We start from the raw sequence: 18,538 nt of genomic DNA, 5'->3' as shown, positions 1-18,538 counted from the left end.
TCGGTCAGCATGAGCCTGTCGAGCCATGCTGTTGAGTTGTTTGGCAAAAGGGAACTCGATCGCCAAACTCTTACACAAAGCCTGCATTTTGGCTCTCGTGCAGTCACGGGTATCCATCCACAGTCGCAAGCACTTATTTCTAATGAACTGTCCGGTACGGATCGCTTCGTCAAGTGCTTGATACTGCTTTGGCAAACCTTTGAGTTTGGCTTCTCGAACTAACATTGCTGTTGTTGATTCCCCGATATCCTTCCATCTTGCCACAAGAATTGTCGGGTAAAATCGTCCTAGAAGGACGAGGCTTTAAACCCAGCTCTTTTGGTAAATACAGTCACCAGTTGCCAGTCACCAGTCACCAGTAGGGTGCGTGACTTGAAAAATCGGGTGTGAATCGTGAGACCGATCGCTCGTCACGCATCGCCCATGTACACCACCCACAGACAGGGGGACCTGTTTTACAGTGAGCAGTGAAGACAGTTAACAGGTAACAGTTTCTTCCTTGTCTTCTTGTCTCCTTATCCCCTCTTCGCGATAAATGTAAATTTTTGTAAATATTTAGTACGATCGCCGTAAAAATCGCATTTTTTCAGCGAGAGATATGTGGAAGCTTCCTCCGATTCATTGGCACGGATCGTAGCGAGTCAGGTATCGATCGATGCAACGTTATGGACGACGAGCAATTGCGACAGTGGGCGATCGCCGCACAAGATAACCCTCCGAGGAGTAAAGCCAGGCGCGTCGCCCTGACTCGGCTTGTCGAGGGAATTTTTAAATCGGGGCGCATAGCCTATCCTAAAGCACCGGGAATCGCACCAGGACGATATCGAGACTATCGTGCTGAAGCTTTACAAAATCTCTTTGTGTTCATCTGTCAAAACATCGACCGATACGATCGCGATCGAGGAACGGTGATGGCATGGGTAAACGTCCTTCTCGAACGACGTTTTTTTAGAGAGGTAGCACGGACAAAATACGAAACGACAGAAGAAGGTTTTCCGAAATCGACAAACGGCGATTTGATGTCTATCTGCGATCCCGAGGAAATCCCTTATGAATCCGTGCCGCTGCTTTCCGATTGCGTGCGTCAATGTATTGAAGAAGATCTCGACGGACTGTTCGGTCAAAAATATATTCGTAAATATCCGAGAGCGACGTTTCAATATATTGCCTTGCGCCGTCTCGATGGCTATCAATGGCAAGAAATTTCTGAAGAGTTAGGTATTAGAGTGTCCACTTTAGGCGATTTTTATCAACGCTGTTTGAAAAGCTTTTCCTCGCACATCAAAGCTTACATCCGAAATTTAGAGTATTAATGGAAGGGAAATTCCTATGGCATCCATGACTGCCCATTTGACATTTACTGTCCCTCTGACAGCCCGAAACCGACAGGTTGCCGATCGCCTACGCCGTCAATATAGCAACCCGGAGAAAGCAAACTATGCGTACCGACAGGTCTTGGCTCTGTATGCGGTTAATGCCTACTGTCAGTGCATGGAGATCGAAGCAGATCTCGGCGAGAGTCAAATTTGGAACGCTCCGTTACGGCCGCTGTGCCAGAGCGCCGACCTTCCGGTCAGCGGCCAGGGCGCGATCGAATGTTGTCCGGTGTCGGAAGACGGAACGTCAGTGTCTGTCGCTCCCGAAGTTTGGAGCGATCGCCTCGGCTATATCGCCGTGCGCTTCAGTTCGACTTACGACGAAGCTCAACTCGTCGGCTTCCGCGAAACGGTATCCGAGGAAATCGTTCCCCTCGAAGCATGGCATTCTCTCGACAACTTTCTCGACTGTTTCGATCCCGTCGGCGATCGCGCGTTGGAAACCCTCGTCTCGTCTGTAGTTCGCCTCGACCGCTGGTTGCAAAACTGCTTCGAGGGCGATTGGGAGGCGATCGGCTCGGTTTTAGCATCTCGCTCTTTGGGTTTGGCGTTTCGCAAAGCGACCGAGGAGCGTTGGGTCGAACGCGTCAAAACTATCGATCTGTCCCGCAAGGACGAAACGGTATTGCTCCTGGTGGGCCTCTCGACGACAAGTACGACCGAAATCGATGTGTGGGTTCACGTCACACCCCAAGATCCCGGCCGTCAACTGCCCCATCACTTACAGGTCGAAATTCTCGACGAGAAAGACGAGACGGTCATGCAAGCCTGCGCTCGCGGGACGCAAACCTTGCAATTAGATTTCAGTATCGAGCCAGACGAAATATTTAAGGTTAGAGTGGAGCTAGAAGATTTTACGATAGTAGAAACCTTCTCTATCTGATTAGTCTTTAATCTGATTCACCTGAGATCGATGGGTTCGTAAAGGGGAGCATTTACTACATCGAACTCAGCAGTCTTTGTCTTCCATGAGCCAACTCGTCGTACTCAAACTGACAGGCGATCTAGCGCGATCGGGTTTTCACGTATCGTTAGAAGTGGGATCGGACAACCAACGCCCCATCTCTGAAACGACCGGTTTTTTACCGCCGAGTACGCTGCTCGCCGAACGCCTTCAACAACACTGGAGCGATACCTATCGTCGCGTGGGATCGCCGTGGAACAGTCGTTTGTTCGAGGGAACTCGGGGATCGCGCATTCGCCCGAAACGCATTACCTATAACGGCGCGATCGAACGCCTCAACGCCTGCCGCAATTCGGCCAAACTCGTCGAAACTCAATTCCACAACTGGCTGAGTTCTGAATCGTTTCGAGAGGTGGAGTTGCGACTGCGCGAAGCGCTCAGCCTCGACGACGAAATTCGCATTCTCGTTCGCAGCGACTGTCTCGAAATTCGCAAACTTCCCTGGCATTTATGGGATTTCGTGCGTCGCTATCCTAACGCAGAAGTTTCTCTCAGTCCGGTTTCGGTGGCGACCCCCCATCAGTCTGCCGATCGCTGGCCGACGTCTGCTTCGGTGAAAATCTTGGCAATTTTGGGTCACGGAGACGGGATCGATCTCGAGTGCGATCGCGAGTTTCTCGAACGGCTCGAGGGGGCAGAGGTCACGTTTTTAGTCGAACCTCGCCGCCAAGACATTCACGATCGCCTGTGGGATCGACCCTGGGATATTATTTTCTTCGCCGGTCACAGCGAAACGGAAGGGGAAACGGGCAAAATTTACATCAATCCCGAGGAAAGCCTCAGCCTCGAAGATCTCTGGTACGGGTTGCGAAAAGCAGTCGATCGCGGTTTGAAACTGGCGATTTTTAACTCCTGCGACGGTCTGGGTTTGGCTCGCGGTTTGGACGACTGCCACATTCCCCAAATGGTCGTCATGCGAGAACTGGTTCCCGATCGCGTGGCGCAAGCGTTTTTGAAATATTTCCTCGAGGCGTTTTCGCAAGGGGTATCGTTGTATCGCTCGGTTCGGACGGCACGGGAACGCTTGCAAGCTCTCGAAGACCGCTTTCCTTGTGCGAGTTGGCTGCCCGCGATCGTGCAGCACCCACACGCGATTCCCCCTCGCTGGACGGATTTACGCGATCGCTCGTTCTCCCTGAGTTCGCCTGAGAGTTCCCCTCCCTCGAACCGGTCGCCCGCAACGCCGACGGTTCGTAAGGTTCGGGGAGTCGTGCCGCTGTTGGGATTTTCGACGGTGGCGATCGCGCTGTATTGTATCGTTGCCCCCCCGTTGGCCGGTTGGCTCAATCGTTTGGGAGAAGCGGCGTTGGGCCGCGACTGGCACGCGGCAAGGCGCTATTTTGAATGGTCTCTTCGGGTCTATCCATACTCAGGGGCTGCCTCGAACAATTTGGGGTTTATTGCTGAAGATATGCGGGAAATCGATCTCGCGCGGACTTACTATCGCCGTGCGATGTGGTTGGGAAACGCTGCCGCTTGTAACAATATGGCCTATCTCGATTTGTCTGAGGGACAACCCGAACGCGCCGCCCGACTTCTCAAGCAATGTCGGCGCATGGCCGAACCCGACAATACCATCCATCAATACAGTATTTTGAAAAATCAAGGTCGCGCTCAATATGAGTTAGGCCGTTACGAGGCGGCGATCGATTACTTTTCCGAGGCCGTCCGTCTTCTTCCCGATGAAGGAATCGCCGATTGTTGGATGGCTCGGACGCTGGAAGTTCAACATCGCGACGATGAAGCGATCGCGTCGTGGTCGGCGTGTTTTTCAAATGTTAGGATTTACTACTACGAAGAAGAGCAATGGAAACGAAAAGCCGAAATCCGACTTCGCGAGGCAGGTCTTGGATTGCCTCCCTCTTAGGGGTGCTGTTAGTTTTCGGTATCGATTTCGCGCTACCGCGACAGGACGAGGCGATCGCGCAACAGGAGCCGTCGCGAGAAGAACGGCCGCGATGTCACGGCGGTTGTACGCGCAACCCCCCTCGCAGTACTGACGTACCGCACATCTGGTCGCCCCACGCCTCTCGGGTGTATAGCGATCGCCCGGTATTGCGTTGGTTTGCCGTCGAGGGCGTGACGACGTACCGCGTGCGCGTGGCCGGTGCGGGGGTCGATTGGGAAACTCAGGTTTCCGAACCAATGGTGGTTTACGACGGTGCGCCACTGCAACCGGGCGAGACGTATTTGGTGTCGGTGGATGCGAACAACGGGAAAGGGGCCGCGCAAACGGTGTTTTCTGCGGTGACGGAAGCCGAATCTCAGGTCATCCAACAACAGCTCGATCGCCTTGAGGAACGCGATCTCGACGCGCGAGCGGTGCTTCAGGCGAGAATTTATCGCGAGACGGGGGCGATCGCCGACGCGATCGAAGTCTTAGAACGGCGAGTGGCAGAGAATTCGACGAATTTAGAGCTTCTCTGTCTGTTGGCGTCGATTTACCGACAGCATTACTCGAGGGTGGAGTTGGGCGATTTCCTCGATCGCCTAGAAAACCGCATTGACGACCTCGGTGGCGCTTGTTCTGAGTGAACGATGCGGTTGGAACGTTAACTGTGGCTCGATCGCGAGAAAGCTTCAAACAACAGAGTTTCCTAGAAAAGTGGGGTCGCACGATCGCGTCTCAGCGTTGCGGGTTCGAGACGACCGATTGAACCTTTCACAGCGACCCCGTGTCTAAACACTCAGAACGCTCGATTCCCGGTTCCCCAAACCGGCATCAGAGTCCAGTTAACCCGTAAAAACGCGATGGTGCAACCCGTTCCCCTGACGGAGAAACCCCTTTCAGATGGCGATTTGGTGCGTCAGTGCCGACGCGGGAACTCCGATAGTTTCCGTCTTCTGTACCGACGCCACCAACACAAAGTCCGATCGACCCTCTTTCAACTGTGCGGTTCGTCGTTCCTCGACGATCTCGTTCAAGAAACCTTTCTCCGAGCCTGGAAAGGGCTGCCCAAATTGCGATCGCCCGAGTACTTCAAGACTTGGTTGTATCGCATTGCGTGGAACGTGGCCTCAGACAAACGGCGGGAGTTTGCCAAAACGGCCGACCTCCAGTCGAAACTCGATCCCAAGCCGCCGTCTTCGCCAGCCCCGGATTTAATGGACTTGCACTATCGCGACTTAGTACAGCGGGGACTCGAGGAACTCAGTTTCGAGCATCGTAGCGTCTTAGTCCTGCACGATCTCGAAGACTTGCCTCAAAAGCAAGTGGCTCAGGTGTTGGGGATTCCCGTAGGAACGGTGAAATCTCGACTGTTCCACGCTCGCGCGACCGTGCGACAGTATCTCGAAAAACAGGGGGTGACGCTATGAAACCCATGTCCGACCGCGACCGCACACTCGTTGAATTTCTCAAACAACACCGGGCGATCGCACCGCCAGAAAATCTTACCCTCGAAGATCGCATCGTGGCGTCGCTTCCCCCACGTCCGTCTCGGCGTTGGCGTCGCCGCTCGATCGCATCGGTGGCTGCCGCCGCTTCGATCGCGATCGCTTGGGTCGGGAGTCGCAGTGTCACCTCGAACTCGCCCAGCGACGAAGAACTGGCTCAACTCGAAGCCTTCGTCGAACAAACTTGGTACTGCTCTGTCGAACGCTGCGAAGAAGATGTTTGGGATGCCGAACTCTGGAACTCGAACCCTTAATCAATTCTGTAGCTTAGAAACCATTTAGGAGGTTTTCATCATGTCTCATCCGTCTCACTTTTGCCGTCGTCGCCACCGTCACGGCCGCAACCACGCTCACGATCCAAGTTCGATGAAATCCCTATCGCTATTTCTCTTGAGTTTGATGGCTCTGTGGGCGATCGCTCCTGACAATGCCTTCGCACAAAACCTCGATGTCCCCTTTGAAATGTCACAGCGAGGCCCCGGTGGCGGCCCCGGCGGCGGACAGATGCGCTGGCTCGACCAGTTAGATTTAACCTCAGAACAACTCGAGGAAATTCAAGCGATCCGCGATCGCTACCAACCCCAATTCGACACCCAACGGGACGAAATTCAGGCACAACGCCAACAAATGCACGATCTCATGGCTGGCAACGCCTCCGAAAGCGAAATTCGCCAACAACACAGTCAGATGCGCCAGTTACACCAAGAAATGGGTGAATTGCACTTTAACTCGATGATGGAAATTCGCAACGTCCTAACAGAAGAACAACGCCAACAAATGGCGGACTGGATGGAACAGCGTCGCGAAGACGGTTTCGGTCCGGGTCACGGTCGCGGACAGGGGCGTGGACAGGGGCGCGGACAGGGTCGCGGTCGAGGCAATCGGTAGGGTGCGTGACTCGAACAATGGGGTGTCGATCGTCAGACCAATAAATCGTCACGCACCGCCAATGTACACCGCCTACAGTCACCAGTCACCAGTCACCAGTCACCAGTCACCAGTCACCAGTGAGGTGATGATGGGATGATGATAGGACGAGCCAAATAGGAGAACTCCCCACTGTTCCCCGTTCCCCGTTCCCTCTTCCCAACTCCAAGGAATCGATCGCCCGTAAGTTACTGAAATACGGTACGATCGAAGCAACCCCTCTTAACCCCCCTATTTTGCCAGGGACGTTCCGTTCCTGGCTCTTTTGCGCCTTGCCCTCGACCTGTGAAATTTCTCGAACTCGTTCTGCAAAACTTCGGACCTTATATCGGACGCCAGACCATCGATCTGAGTCCGAAAGACGATGGCGAACTGGCTCCGATCGTTTTGTTCGGAGGAATGAACGGCGGGGGTAAAACGACCCTGATGGACGCGATTCGCTTGGCACTTTACGGTCATCGCGCTCAATGTTCGACGCGGGGAAGTCTCAACTATGCCGATTTTCTAACTCAGTGCGTCAACCGCCGCACGCCAGCCGGGGAAACGACGCGTCTCGAACTCCTCTTCGAGCATATTATCGACGATCGCCCGGTCAAATATCGCATCGTGCGATCGTGGACGGCGAACCCCAAGGACGGGAAAGATACTTTAGGCATTATCGATCGCGAGTGGCCCGATCCGGCGTTAGCCGAAACTTGGGACGAGTATATTGAAAATTTGCTGCCGTTGGGCATCTCGAACCTGTTTCTCTTCGACGGCGAACAGGTGAAAGAACTGGCGGAATTGGACGCGCCGCCGCCGTTGGTGACGAGTGCGATTAAATCTCTGTTGGGGTTGGAACTGGCCGAACGCTTGGCGGTGGATTTGGAAATTTTGGTCAACCGCAAACGAAAGGATCTCGCCGATGCAGCCGAACGTGCGGCGTTGGAGGAAATCGAGCAACGTTTGGAACACTGTCAGCAGGAGTTCGACGCACTGGATGCGGAACTGAAGGCGAAGACGAAAGAACTCGATCGCGCGGTTCGTTTGGAACAGGAGGCCACGGAAACCTTTCGCGCGGAAGGGGGGAAAATTGCAGGAGAACGCAGTCGCCTCGACGCGCAATTGAAAGGAGAACAAGATAAAGTCGAACAGCAGCGCGATCGCCTGCGAGAGTTAGTTTCGGGAACGCTCCCGTTGGTGATGGTACGTCCGCTGTTGGAGGCGGCGCAGCGTCAGGGAGAGACGGAACGACAGTTTAAAATCGATCGCTTGGTGCGATCGACTCTGAAACAACGGGACGCGCGGTTACTCGAACAGTTGGAACTGTTGGGGCTTCCGAAAGCGAAACAGGCGAAAATTCAAGCGTTTTTGGAACAGGAAACGCCCGAACTCGATGAGACTGTGGAACTGTGGTTAGATCTCGACGATCGTCAACTCGAACGACTGGCGGCGATTCTCGACAGTCTCGGCGATCGCCAGCGTCAAGTGGAGGAGATGCGGGAACAGTTGCGCCAGTTACAGGAAACGGTCGATCGCACGGAACAGCAAATCGCCGTGGCTGCGCCGCCAGAGCAGTACGATCGCCTATTCGATAATATGAACTTGGCGAAGGAAGAACGCCAGCGGTTGGAGGTGGCGGTGGAAGTGACGCGACGCCAACGCCAGCAGTGTGAGGAAAAACTGCTGAAAACTCGCCGAGAACTGGAAAGTTACGGGGAAGAACATATCGATCGCCACAACGCCGATCGCATTATTCAGATGTCGAAGCGAGTTCAGGGAACGTTGACGCAGTTCCGCCACCAGTTGACGCTACGCAAGCTTAACAAGTTAGAAATTGAGATAACGGAGTGTTTTCGCTATCTGCTGCACAAGTCGGATTTGGTGCATCGGGTGGTGGTAGACGCGGCGGATTTCATGTTGTCGCTGTTCGATCGCTCTGGACAACTGGTTCCCAAACACCGCTTGTCCGCCGGAGAAAAGCAACTGCTAGCCATCGCCTTTTTGTGGGGGTTGGCGCGGGTGTCCGAACGCCAGCTTCCGGTGGCGATCGATACGCCGTTGGGACGGTTAGATTCGTCGCACCGCCAAAATCTCATCGAACGCTATTTTCCCTCAGCCAGCCAGCAGGTGATTTTACTGTCGACGGATACGGAAATTCGCGAGGCGGAGGTGCGACAGTTGCGTGACTGCGGCGCGATCGCTCGGGAATATTTACTGAAATACAACCCGACCAAACAGCAGACGATCGTGAAACGTGGATATTTTTGGTAGCGATCGCCGCGACCTTTAACGCGATCGCCTTGTGATAAATCTTCTCAAAAATCTTCTCAAAAATCACTCGATAAAAATATATCGTTCGACCGATCTCGTGTCAGTTTTCCCATCGATCGGTCGATAGAAACGCATCGAACGCGACGAGAACGCCGGTTCAAAACAGACCATTTCTCGAAACGGGACGATCTTACCAAATAGCTTATAGCCATTTTTTCTCAATAAAAAACCTTGTTGACACTCGGTAATTCTGACGATTACCATAAACTTTAGGGACTATTTTTTAAAAAAATATACACGATGTATAGCTACAATAGCGAAGCCTTCAAAACAGAATTAAATCAACTAGGCTTGCGTCTGACACCACAGCGAGAAACAATTCTGAGAGTTTTTCAAGATCTCCCGAAAGGCGAACATCTCAGCGCTGAAGACCTCTATCAATGCCTGCAAGAAAAAGAGACGAAGAAAAAAATCAGTCTCTCCACGATTTATCGATCCCTCAAATTAATGGCCCATCTAGGGTTGTTGCGGGAACTCGAGCTAGCCGAAGGACACAAACATTACGAACTCAATCAGCCTCAACCTTACCACCACCACCATTTAGTCTGTGTCAAATGTAACAAGACCATCGAATTCAGGAGCGACTCCGTTCTCAAAATCGGCATCAAAACCACCAACAAAGAAGGCTTTCATTTACTCGATTGCCAGCTAACGATTCATGGCGTTTGCTTGGAGGCCATGAAGCGAGGATGGCCTTCGGGCATTCCCGAAAATTGGACTTGTCCGAAAGCTTTGAGCTAACGCCGAGAGAGCCAACGATAGGCAGCGAACTTTCCAAATTGCCGACCTTCGGGCAAAATCGAAGAAATCTTTAAAGTCTGTCACGAGATATCGATCCGAACGCGAGGACTTCACAAAGCACTCTGTTTCGCTTGGCGGGCGATCGGATCTCGATCGTATCGAGATCGCTCGTTTTTCCTCCATCGCGACTTTTAACTTATCCTATGAAACATCGTTGGCTCTTATTTCTCCTACTGCTGGCCGTTCCCACGGCTGCTCTCGCCCAAGCTGAAGCTGCGGCAACTGAAGGTGGATTTCTCGATCGCCTCGATGCCATCTTCCGCATTATCGTCGATGACTGGATGGCACCAGTTCTCTTTTTCAGCATCGGCGGAATTCCCCTCATCGTTCTGTGGTTGGTCGCGGGGGCGCTCTTCTTCACCGTCCGCATGAATTTCGTCAACCTCCGCGCCTTCAAACACGCCTGGTACGTCGTCGCCGGTCACTACGACGACCCGAGCGAAGAGGGGGAACTCACGCACTTTCAAGCCCTTTCTGCCGCCCTCTCTGCCACCGTCGGACTCGGCAACATTGCCGGGGTTGCCATTGCCGTTCAGGTTGGCGGTCCGGGTGCAGTCTTCTGGATGACCCTAGCCGGACTGTTCGGCATGACCAGTAAATTTGTCGAATGTACCTTGGCGCAAAAATACCGCGTCGTGAACGCCGACGGTCACGTTTCCGGCGGTCCGATGTACTACCTCTCGCAGGGACTGGCAGAAAAAGGACTCGCCCCCTTGGGTAAAGTCCTGGCGGTTCTGTTCTCGATTCTCTGCATCGGCGGTTCCTTGGGTGGGGGAAATATGTTCCAAGCCAACCAATCCTTCGCCGCCGTTTCGACCCTCGTTCCCGTCCCGAACTGGGTTTACGGCTTAATTTTGGCGTTTCTCATCGGCTTGGTCATTATCGGGGGTATCAAACGCATCGGGTCGGTAGCCTCGGCTCTCGTCCCGTCGATGTGCGTGATTTACGTTCTCGCTGCCCTGTGGATTCTACTGACGAATATCGGGGAAGTTCCACAGGCGATCGCCACGATTTTCAGCGGTGCGTTTACACCGAGAGCGGCCGAAGGGGGCTTTATCGGCGTCTTCGTGCAAGGGGTGCGCCGGGCGGTGTTTTCCAACGAGGCCGGAATGGGGTCGGCAGCGATCGCGCACGCGGCCGCCCGCACTCACGAACCCGTCCGAGAGGGCATCGTCGCCCTACTCGAACCGTTTATCGATACCGTCGTAGTTTGTAACATCACCGCCTTAGTGGTCGTCATTACAGGAGTCTACCAAGACCCAGAGATCGCAGGCGTCGAATTAACGACCGCAGCGTTCGCCAGCGTTATCGGGTGGTTCCCCATCATTTTGTCGATCGCCGTATTTCTATTTGCCTTTTCGACCATGATTTCGTGGAGTTACTACGGCGAACGAGCTTGGACGTATTTGTTCGGAGAACGGCAGATGCAAGTCTATCGCGTAATTTTCGTTGTCTGTGTATTTATCGGGTCGGTCGTGAATTTAGGATCGTTGATCGACTTTACCGATATGGTGTTTCTGACGATGGCGTTTCCCAATATGCTGGGGGGATTCATCCTCTCGAATAACGTGGCTGCCGATCTCAACAACTATTTCGATCGACTTCGCGGCGGTACGATGCCCGTTTACAAATAAACGCGTGCTTGACTCGGTTCGTCTGAATCGATTACCCACAACGGCGGCCGTCGAGGTCGCCGTTTCGCTTCGAGGCGTGCAAGCACACCGGAAGTTCTAACGTTAACGTCGTGCCTCGACCGTAATGAGACTCGAACGATAGCGTCCCGCCGTGTTTTTCCACCACGGTTTGATACGTTGTCGAGAGACCCAGTCCCGTTCCCTGACCGACGGGTTTCGTGGTGAAGAAGGGATCGAACGCCCGCGATCGCACCTTTTCCGTCATGCCGATGCCGTTATCGGAAATCTCGACAGCCACGCGATCGCCCAAATGCCGCGTTTGCACCCGTAGCTTCGGCACGTAATCCGGGTCGTTGAGTCGTCGTTCCCGCTCTCGCATGGCGTCGATGGCATTTTCCAGGGTGTTGGCAAACACTTGATTCAACTGCCCCGCGTAACATTCGACCAACGGTAACAGGCTGTAATCTTTTTCCAAACATACCGTTTTCGCGTTACCGCTGGCTTTCAAGCGATGTTGCAGTAACAGCAGCGCACTCTCGAGACCGTCGTGGAGATCGACTTCTTTGTACTGAGCCTCGTCGAGTCTCGAAAACTGTCGCAGCGACTGTACGATTTTCTGAATCCGTTGAGTTCCCGAATTCATCGACGCTAGCAACTTCGGCATATCGGAGACGATGAAGTCGAGATCGATTTCGTCGATCGCCTGCAAGATTTCGAGATTGGGATTGGGATAATGTTGCTGGTACAGTCCCAACAGTCGAACCAAATCGTTGGCGTACAGCCGAAGATGTTCGAGGTTGCCGTGGATGAAACCGACGGGATTGTTGATTTCGTGAGCGACACCCGCGACTAACTGTCCCAATCCCGACATTTTTTCCGTTTGGATGAGTTGGGCTTGGGTCGTTTGCAGCTCTCGCAGGGTCTTCGCCAGTTCGCTGGCTTGTTGTTGCAGGCGTTCTCTCGACTGGCGCAGGGCTTCTTCCGTGCCGCGACGGATGTAGATTTCCTCGCGGAGTCGAGCGTTGGCTTCGCTCAGTTCTGCCATGCGGTCTTCGATGCGCTGTTCTAAATTATCGTATGCCTGTTGTAGAGCTTCCTCTTGTTCTTTTTTCGTAGTGATGTCGCGGGTGATGGTGGCGTAACCGAGAAGCTGGCCGTCTTCGTCCCGCAACGCCGAAACGGCCACGTGAGCCCAGAACTGCGAGCCGTCTTTACGCAAGCGCCAGTTTTCAAACTCGAACCGTCCCGCTGTGGCAGCCCAGGCGAGAATTTTGTTGGGATCGTGGCGATCGCGACTGCTTTCGGGGAAAAAGATCTCGAGACTTTCGCCGATAATTTCTTCGGCTCGCCAACCGTTGATGCGCTCGGCTCCTGCGTTCCAACTAATGACGCGCCCCTGTTTGTCGAGCATATAAATGGCGTAGTCTTTCACGCCATCGACGAGCAGGCGAAAGTGTTCTTCGAGAGTATTGAACTGCGTGGTGGTGCCGTGGTGAGCGCCGACGCTACAGCCGGGACGTTCGCCGAGATCGCCGACGTTGGCGTAAACGACACAGCCGACTTCGTCAAAGGTCGCTTCCCAAGAGAACCATTTATAGCGGCCGTTGCGACACCGATAGCGATTTTTAAAGGAAACTTTATCGGTTTTGAGGACGATCAGCTCGTTAATTTTTTCGAGGGTTTGGGGGATATCGTCCGGGTGAACCCATTCGAGCCACGGCCGAGATTGGAGTTCCTGGCGCGTGTAGCCCAACGCCGTCGTCCAGGCGGCGGTTAAATGCTTGAAGTGGCTGTCCGAACCGATCGCACACATCATATCCCGCGACAGCTCGAAGAACTTTCCGAGGTCGATTCGGGAGATAGGAGGAGGCTGAGATACTCGAAGTGACGGGGAGTTCGGCTGACTGCGCTGTCGTTTTGACAAACGTTGCTCGATCCCCGAAGTGTGAATTAAATCTTCCATATGTAAAGAAATCTAACTTAAAAATGATTTTTTATTAAGTTCCATTTTAGCTTATCTTAGTCGATTCCTTATAATCCGCAAAATTTTACATTATAAATCAGTATCTTAAGAAAATGTTAAACAAGATCTGAAGTCAGTGGAACGTTTGCGGTGTTCGTTAGGTTGTTCCCGTGAGGAAGGGCTGTTGGCGGCGATCCCCGTTACGCCCAAAAATCCGGTGGAGACGCTGCTAACTCGGCTTTGAGGAAATCGACGAACTGTCTGGCGGTGCGTCCCGATCGCCCGTTGTGTTGAGTCGCCCATCGCAAAGCCCGAGCGTCGAGTTCCTCTAGAGAAATATCGAGTTTTTCTCGTCCGGTGAGGTGACGAACGATTTCGAGATAGCGATCTTGGTTGGCACTTTCAAACGTCAAATGGAGTCCGAAGCGATCGCTAAACGACAGTTTTTCTTGCATCGTATCCCAAGCGTGAACCTCTCCGGCATCTCTCGGTCGGGGGCGGTCTTCAAAAAACTCCCGCACCAAATGGCGTCGGTTCGAGGTGGCGTAGACGACGGCGTTCGACGCTCTGGCCGTCACGCTCCCTTCTAAAACCACTTTCAACGCCTTAAACGCTTCGTCGTCCTCCTCAAACGACAAATCGTCCACAAACAAAATAAACTTCTGGGGAACGTCGCGCAGGCGTTCGACGATCGTGGGAAGATCCGGTAACTGAGACTTCGCCACTTCCACGAGTCGCAAATTGCGATCGCCGAACTCGTTGGCGACTCCCTTCACCAGCGAAGACTTACCCGACCCCCGACAGCCGTACAACAACACGTGTAGCGTCGGATACCCCGCCAGCAGCGTTTTCACGTTGTCCACCAACGTCGCCTTCTGGCGCTCGTATCCCGCCAGATCCGACAGGCGCACCGGGTCGGGGTGGGCGATCCCTCGTAACGCGCCGTTCGTCCAGCGCAACGCCCAATACCGCGCGAACAAGCCGCATCCGTGGCGGCGGTGGTACTCCGCCAGTTGGGGGAGCGCCTCGGACCAGACGTCGAACTCGTGGAGGGGGACTCGATGGGACGACACGGTATCGGGAATCGCGACGGGCGTTTTTTCCGCTTTCGCCACCAAGCGCACCCAATGACTGAGGGTATCGCCGCCGCACTCGTAGAGACGTTGCAGGGCTTGCAAATCCTGTTTCGCCGCCGCAACGAGGGTTGGAGAGAGATCGTCGAGAGATCGACGTTGTACCTGTTGCGAAAACGGATTGTCGTCGAAGAGAACGCGATCGATCAAATAGTCTTGCCAGCTTTTCCCCGCTGACACCAACGCTCGGAACCAAACTCCGTAAGCTGACAGACAGGCGGCGGGTTTGTCGTAGTGATAGAGGGCGTCGAGTAAGGCGAGAAATGCCGTTCCGATGTCGTCGGTTAACACCGAACGGTACAGCAGCAGCGACGCGGCTTGATGTTGTAAAAATCGAATAGACGTCGTGTTCATTTTCAGACGACTCGAAGGCAAGAGATCGTGGTGGACTCGATCGCCGCCATCTCTCTCCAGTCTCGCGCGATCGAATACCCCACTGTCCGAGTGTATTGTACGGCCGGGGGGGTTTTTGGTGAAGTCCTCCACCTAAAGTGTACGGAGTCCGATCGCTGGGGAAACTGACACTAGAGAAACTGGCGATCGCCGGTTTCAAATTGACCCACACTTTTTTTAAAGTTCTGTTTTTCTTGCGATCGCGAGTTAAAATATCGAAAACCCACTCAAACGATCGAACTCAACTTTCGGCTTTTTTTAGCGGACATCTGACAGCTTTGCATGATACCGATCGAACTGACGCTACAAAATTTCTTTAGCTATTGCGACGCAACCTTAGATTTTCGCGGACTGCACACCGCTTGTATTTGTGGCGAAAACGGAGCGGGGAAATCGTCCCTTCTCGAAGCGATCGCCTGGTCGGTGTGGGGAAAAAGTCGCGCCGCCAGCGAAGACGATACCATTCGCGTCGGAGAAAAAGAAGTCCGAGTTTCTTTTACCTTTCAATGTCAAGAACAAGTGTTTCGCGTCGTGCGTCGTCGGCGTCGCGGACAGTCGAGCGCGTTAGAGTTTCAACTCGAAACGCCCCAGGGATTTCGTGCCATTACCGCTAAAGGAATCCGAGCGACCCAGCAAAAAATTCTCGAGACCATCAAACTCGATTACGAGACCTTTATCTGTTCGGCGTACTTGCGTCAGGGACACGCCGACGAGTTTATGGTCAAACCGCCCAAAGAACGAAAGCAAGTTTTAGCAAACTTACTCAAACTCGATCGCTACGACAAACTCGCCGAAAAAGCCAAGGATATTTCCAAACAAGCCAAAGGTCAACGGTCGGTTCTCGAGCAAAGTCTGGCCAGTTTAGAAGTGCAACTTCACGCCGAAGAAGCCATTAGCCGAGATCTCAGTATCACCGAAGCCGAAATCGCGCAACTGCAACAGCAGCAAGAGGAAACGGGGCGAGCGTTGCAAGACCGACAACAGCAACAAACCCAACGCCAAACCCTCGAACAACAAGTCAGTTGGTATCGCCAGCAATACGACAGCTCGAGCCGGGAAGTCCAACGCCAGCAGAGCGATCGCGATCGCCTGCAACGCCGCGAAGCCGAACTGTCGCAACTGCTCGAGCGATCGGAAGCGATTCGAGCTGGATACGCGAAATATCAAGACTTACGGGCGCAAGACGACGCCTACACCGACAAATTCGCCCAACACCAAGACGCCAGCCAACGACAGGCGGACGTGCGACAACGTCTCGATCGCGCCATGGCCGAACTGCAACAGCAACAACAGCAGCTTCAAGCAAGGTTAGAAAGTTTAGCCCAAACCGAACGGGACGTACGACAAACCCTGAGTCGCGAAGCCGAAGTCGAAGCCGGGGTACGAGAACTGAACCAGGCGAAAGCGAAACTTTCCGAACTCGAACGCAAACACGCCGAAGCCGCCCCGTTAATGCAGCGTCAGATTCGACTTCAAGCAGAGTGCGATCGCGCTAAAGCCCAACTCGAAGCCCGCCTCGAACAACTGCAACGCCAACAAGAGCGGTTGCAACACCGCCAAGGTCAGCGACCGGAGTTAGATCGGGCGCTCGCGGAAGTGAGCGATCGCATCGAAGAGTTAGAAAAAAAGCGCGTCTACCAACAGCGAGTCGAAGAAAAAGGACGGGAACGGCGCAGCTTCCTCGAACGCCTACACGCCCACCAGCGAGATTACGACGCCCAACTCTCGGAAATGGATCGCAAAATCGAGATGTTGCAGGTTCCCGATGCCACCTGTCCCCTGTGCGATCGCCCCCTCGACGAACACCACTGGGAACTGGTATCTCAGAAACACCGAGAGCAGCATCGAGAGATCCTACACCAACTCTGGGTCGTCAAAGAACAAATCGCCATCTCCGAACGGGAAATTCAAATTTTGCGTCAAGAGTATCGGGATTTGAAACAGGAGTTGACTGAATACGATGCGTTGCGAGAAAAGCGCGGACAACTCCAGGCGCAGCGGTCGGCCAGCGAAGACGAATGGGAAGCCTTGCAACAGGCGATCGCCGAACGCAGCGAAATCGCCCGAACGCTCGAACTGGGGAACTACGCCGCCGAGAGCCGACGGGAGTTAGAAGAGATCGACAGTATTTTAGCCGAACTCAATTACGACGAAAAAGAACTCGCCCTCGCCCGAGGAACCGTCGATCGCTTGCGGTGGGCCGACATCCAACAAGCCCAGATGCAGCAGGCGCGACGACAACTCCAACACCTCGAAGAACAACGGCCGCAACTGCAAACCCAACTCCAAACACGACAACAACAAACCCTCGAACTGCAAAGCGAGTCCGACCTCGCCCGAGAACTGGCCGATCTCGAACGCTACATTAATAAGGTGGCCTACGACCTCGACGCCCACAACGCCGTCCGTTCTGAATTGCGAGAAGCCCAAAGTTGGCTGTCGCAGATGGAGACGTTGAAAACAGCCCAACAAGAAGCGCCGCGACTGCAACAACAACGCCAAGAACTCGAAGACCGTTTGGCCGAGCGATCGCGAGAACTCGTCCAACTGGAAACCCAACTGCAACAGGCGCAACGACAGCTCGACACCACGCCAGACGTTTCGTCGGACATCGCCGCCTTACAACAGGACATCCAACAGCGGCGATCGACCCTCAACGAGTATCTCTCTCAGTTAGGGCGCTTACAACAACAACAACAACATTTAGATTCAGTTCGAGAACAGATCGATCGCCAACAAGAACAACTCGACGCAGCTTGTCGCCAACAGTGGGTTTATAAAGAACTGTCTCAGGCGTTCGGGAAAAACGGCATTCAAGCCCTTACCATCGAAACCGTACTCCCCCAACTCGAAGCCGAAACCAACCGTCTGCTGTCGCGATTGAGCGCCAACCAGCTTCACGTGCAGTTCGTGACGCAAAAAGCCACCAAAGGAAGTAAGAAAACCTCCAAACTTATCGAAACCTTAGATATTTTCATCGCCGACGCCCGAGGAACGCGACCTTACGAAACCTACTCGGGAGGGGAAGCCTTTCGGATCGATTTCGCCATTCGATTGGCGTTGGCGAAGTTACTCGCACAGCGATCGGGGGCGGCGTTACAGATGCTCGTCGTCGATGAAGGATTCGGAACCCAAGACGATCGCGGGTGCGAGCGGTTGATTTCCGCGATCGAAGCGATCGCCCCCGATTTCGCCTGTATTTTAGCCGTCACCCACATTCCCCACCTCAAAGAAGCCTTCCAAACCCGCATCGAAGTCGAAAAAACCGCCTCGGGTTCCCAGTTACGAGTTTCAGTTTGAAACTTTTACACTCAGCCGCGAAACAGAAATCATACGGAATCCGAATTTCAACGCTTCGACTTCGCTCGCTTCGACTTCGCTCGCTTCGACTCCGCTCGGACTCAAACACTGGTTTCGTCCGACCTGACAAGTCTCTCTATCCCCCGAACCCCCCTCTTCTTTGGGGGGCTAAGGGGGGATGTGGTGAAGACTTCTTGAACCTAGTGCAGCGTCAAAACTTAATTTTAGGGTAGACCGAGGCCAGCTTGCAGCGTGCGTCCTCTACCTTCATCTGCCAGTCAACCCCGCGCTGGGAATGGTTAATGTCGCTCGACCAAGCAGCGGTTTCCGCTCGTAAC

At 53.8% G+C, this 18,538-nt stretch carries 16 protein-coding genes and 1 pseudogene; 14 read left to right on the top strand and 3 right to left on the bottom strand.

Features of this window, described 5'->3' with window-relative positions:
* A pseudogene (locus POG22_RS03975) lies at positions 1–225 on the bottom strand (RNA-guided endonuclease TnpB family protein); the annotation flags it as partial.
* A gap of 440 nt (positions 226–665) precedes the next feature.
* Here POG22_RS03975 and POG22_RS03970 point away from each other — a divergent pair.
* The 12 genes from POG22_RS03970 to POG22_RS03915 all read left to right on the top strand — a co-directional run bounded on the left by POG22_RS03970 (position 666) and on the right by POG22_RS03915 (position 11,411).
* Positions 666–1,313, top strand: coding sequence for an RNA polymerase sigma factor (locus POG22_RS03970; protein WP_017661743.1), 648 nt, complete (start codon positions 666–668; stop codon positions 1,311–1,313).
* Positions 1,314–1,329: 16 nt separating this feature from the next.
* Positions 1,330–2,259: a DUF1822 family protein gene (locus tag POG22_RS03965; protein ID WP_498903771.1), complete on the top strand. Its 930-nt coding sequence runs from the start codon at positions 1,330–1,332 to the stop codon at positions 2,257–2,259.
* Positions 2,260–2,344: 85 nt separating this feature from the next.
* Positions 2,345–4,207 carry a CHAT domain-containing tetratricopeptide repeat protein gene (locus POG22_RS03960; RefSeq protein WP_498903770.1) on the top strand — a complete coding sequence of 621 codons (1,863 nt, stop codon included), beginning with the start codon at positions 2,345–2,347 and terminating at the stop codon, positions 4,205–4,207.
* A complete protein-coding gene (locus tag POG22_RS03955) occupies positions 4,147–4,875 on the top strand; it encodes a tetratricopeptide repeat protein (protein WP_498903769.1) in 729 nt (242 codons plus the stop codon). Before POG22_RS03960 ends, POG22_RS03955 begins: the two co-directional genes overlap by 61 nt.
* Positions 4,872–4,997: a hypothetical protein gene (locus tag POG22_RS03950; protein ID WP_498903767.1), complete on the top strand. Its 126-nt coding sequence runs from the start codon at positions 4,872–4,874 to the stop codon at positions 4,995–4,997. The genes POG22_RS03955 and POG22_RS03950 overlap by 4 nt, the downstream gene beginning before the upstream one ends.
* A 94-nt stretch (positions 4,998–5,091) precedes the next feature.
* Positions 5,092–5,658, top strand: coding sequence for a sigma-70 family RNA polymerase sigma factor (locus tag POG22_RS03945; RefSeq protein WP_498903766.1), 567 nt, complete (start codon positions 5,092–5,094; stop codon positions 5,656–5,658).
* Positions 5,659–5,663: 5 nt separating this feature from the next.
* Entirely contained in the window at positions 5,664–5,990 is a 327-nt protein-coding gene (locus tag POG22_RS03940; RefSeq protein WP_498903765.1) for a hypothetical protein, read from the top strand.
* Positions 5,991–6,030: 40 nt separating this feature from the next.
* The gene (locus POG22_RS03935; protein WP_498903764.1) at positions 6,031–6,624 is read left to right on the top strand and encodes a Spy/CpxP family protein refolding chaperone; all 594 of its coding nucleotides are present in this window, start codon (positions 6,031–6,033) and stop codon (positions 6,622–6,624) included.
* A gap of 1 nt (position 6,625) precedes the next feature.
* Positions 6,626–6,763, top strand: a complete 138-nt coding sequence (locus POG22_RS03930) for a hypothetical protein (RefSeq protein ID WP_498903763.1) — start codon at positions 6,626–6,628, stop codon at positions 6,761–6,763.
* Between the two features lie 185 nt (positions 6,764–6,948).
* Entirely contained in the window at positions 6,949–8,916 is a 1,968-nt protein-coding gene (gene dndD / locus POG22_RS03925; RefSeq protein WP_498903761.1) for a DNA sulfur modification protein DndD, read from the top strand.
* Between the two features lie 300 nt (positions 8,917–9,216).
* Positions 9,217–9,717, top strand: coding sequence for a Fur family transcriptional regulator (locus tag POG22_RS03920; protein ID WP_017661753.1), 501 nt, complete (start codon positions 9,217–9,219; stop codon positions 9,715–9,717).
* A 203-nt stretch (positions 9,718–9,920) separates the two neighbouring features.
* Positions 9,921–11,411, top strand: a complete 1,491-nt coding sequence (locus POG22_RS03915; protein ID WP_063717533.1) for an alanine/glycine:cation symporter family protein — start codon at positions 9,921–9,923, stop codon at positions 11,409–11,411.
* Positions 11,412–11,442: 31 nt separating this feature from the next.
* Here the strand turns inward: POG22_RS03915 and POG22_RS03910 are convergent, their stop codons facing one another.
* Both POG22_RS03910 and POG22_RS03905 read right to left on the bottom strand, forming a co-directional pair.
* Positions 11,443–13,374, bottom strand: a complete 1,932-nt coding sequence (locus tag POG22_RS03910) for a PAS domain-containing sensor histidine kinase (protein WP_498903759.1) — start codon at positions 13,372–13,374, stop codon at positions 11,443–11,445.
* Between the two features lie 200 nt (positions 13,375–13,574).
* Positions 13,575–14,861 (bottom strand): ATP-binding protein, encoded by a 1,287-nt coding sequence (locus tag POG22_RS03905; RefSeq protein ID WP_063717531.1) that lies wholly within the window; start codon positions 14,859–14,861, stop codon positions 13,575–13,577.
* A gap of 30 nt (positions 14,862–14,891) precedes the next feature.
* Between POG22_RS03905 and POG22_RS03900 the strand changes: the two genes are divergently transcribed.
* Complete coding sequence (locus POG22_RS03900; protein ID WP_498903758.1) at positions 14,892–15,029, top strand: hypothetical protein; 138 nt, start codon at positions 14,892–14,894, stop codon at positions 15,027–15,029.
* Positions 15,030–15,182: 153 nt separating this feature from the next.
* Complete coding sequence (sbcC, locus tag POG22_RS03895; protein ID WP_498903757.1) at positions 15,183–18,200, top strand: exonuclease subunit SbcC; 3,018 nt, start codon at positions 15,183–15,185, stop codon at positions 18,198–18,200.
* The last annotated feature ends 338 nt before the right edge of the window (positions 18,201–18,538 follow it).

Source organism: Geitlerinema sp. CS-897, from assembly GCF_028368005.1.
In the GTDB taxonomy this organism is placed as follows: Bacteria; Cyanobacteriota; Cyanobacteriia; order Cyanobacteriales; family Geitlerinemataceae; genus Baaleninema; species Baaleninema simplex.
Note: the sequence above shows the minus strand (reverse complement) of the source record. Positions and strands in the feature narration are given on the sequence as shown.